General features: G+C 62.3%; 3 protein-coding genes. All 3 read left to right on the top strand.

All coding sequences use genetic code 11. From position 1 onward, the window contains the following. Nucleotides 1-234, top strand: a 234-nt coding sequence (locus EAH84_RS15765) for an integrase core domain-containing protein (RefSeq protein ID WP_140867210.1), incomplete at its 5' end; no start/stop codon positions are given. Between the two features lie 236 nt (nucleotides 235-470). Beyond that, nucleotides 471-872 (top strand): PilZ domain-containing protein, encoded by a 402-nt coding sequence (locus EAH84_RS16685; protein WP_425326472.1) that lies wholly within the window; start codon nucleotides 471-473, stop codon nucleotides 870-872. Between the two features lie 598 nt (nucleotides 873-1,470). Beyond that, nucleotides 1,471-1,681, top strand: a 211-nt coding sequence (locus EAH84_RS15755) for a transposase (protein WP_140868377.1), incomplete at its 3' end; no start/stop codon positions are given.

Genomic DNA, 1,681 nt, shown 5'->3' with positions numbered 1-1,681 from the left:
GCCATCAGTATGGACGGCAAGGGCTGCTGGCGCGACAACGTGTTCGTTGAGCGCCTTTGGCGCTCGGTGAAATACGAGGAGGTATATCTGCACGCCTACGCATCGGTCCCCGAGGCCCGCGCCGGCATCGGCCGATACTTCGCATTTTATAATGGCATCCGGCCGCACTCAGCTCTTGGCGGCCGCACGCCCGACCAGATATACTTCGACCAGCCGCTTCTCGCAGCGGCATGATCAACCAGCGGCGATCCACTTATCCAAGCCGCGAGCCTGTGCAGACGACCGGAGCCACCTCTCTTTCTCGGTATCGCTTAGTGCCTCCCACTTTGCCTGTGCTACGGTTTTCATCGGTATCCCCGCCGTCCGCGACCCCTTCCTGCGTTAGCCATCGATAAACATCCGTTGTCTAGATGCGTTGACATCCTCACACCCGGACCGGGACCGAGACCGTCACCAATCCAGGCAACCCTCTGTCACACGACTATGCCGAGCCGACGCCAAACGCGCGCGCTCCTCGTGCGAGCGTGATGCTGAGCGCCACTGTGGAGCGGTTCGGCGGGGGAGCCCCAACTAAACACCGCGTGCGCGATCTGTCCCCAGGCGGCATACGAATCGATCAGGCAACAGAACTGCGGCCTGGTGCGACTGTCTTGATCTGGGTCGGCATTCTGGAGGCGGTTGGCGCGACGGTTAAATGGGTCGCGGAAGGCTGCGCTGGCTTGGCATTCGCGGAGGAGATTGACCCCGAGCATGCCCGCGCACGAGCGTCCTCAGTTCCTCGCCCCGTTGCAGCGACGGCTCCTGTTCAGGCTTCGGCTCCCGCCCCCGGAGCTGGATGGATAACCGATATGCAGAGTCCGTATCGAACGTGAGCGGTCGTAGTTGATCTGCAACCGCCGATAGTCTCCGTTACCGGAAGCGCATTTTCACAAGCGAAAGCAGGCGGGCTCGATCGCGGGTAGCGGCTGGCGTGCGATCCAACGCCTTGGCGATGTCCACCACGTCACCGCCCCAGAGAAGCCGCAGCTTAGCCTCGTCTTCCGGGGTCCATTGCCGGTTCATATTTCGAGCCCGCGCCGATGTAGCCTGGGGAGGATGATGCCGACCTCAGAATTGCGAGGGTCGTGGGTCGGTGCGGTTGGGTCGGCCATGATTCGAGCTTATGCTGTCTTGCTGAGGGGTCAAATGCCCGATTACGGCTGTGGGTCACTCCCTGTCGCCCTACCTATCGGCGCCAATGGCGCTAACGGCATGGGGTCGTGCTACCGTCGAAAGGTTGGCGCTCCAGTGCCTAAAAGGGGAGTTCGTGCGGTGCTGGAGCGCCATCGGCACCTTGGCTGATGGCGTTTTGAGCGTCAACCGAGCCAAGCGCACCGTACGGACCATAGAGGTGGCTCGGGAAATCTGAACAGCGGGGATAAGTGGATTGCCGATCTGACCGCGGCCATGTTGGCCGCCCCAGGAGGCAAGATGAGCAAGCGACCCCGCCGGAATCACAGCCCGGCGTTTAAGGCCAAGGTAGCTCTGGCTGCCGTGAAGGGTGAGAAGACGCTGGCCGAGTTGGCGCAGCAGTATGACGTGCATCCAAACCTCATCAACCAGTGGCGATCCCGGCTGCTGGAGGGCGCGGCGGACGTATTCGGATCGGAGCCGGCCGCGAGCGAACCGGCGATCGACGTGA

The organism is Sphingomonas oligophenolica (assembly GCF_006438955.1).
In the GTDB taxonomy this organism is placed as follows: Bacteria; Pseudomonadota; Alphaproteobacteria; order Sphingomonadales; family Sphingomonadaceae; genus Sphingomonas; species Sphingomonas oligophenolica_A.
The sequence above is the reverse complement of the archived record's forward strand: the minus strand, read 5'-3'. Positions and strand labels throughout refer to the sequence as shown.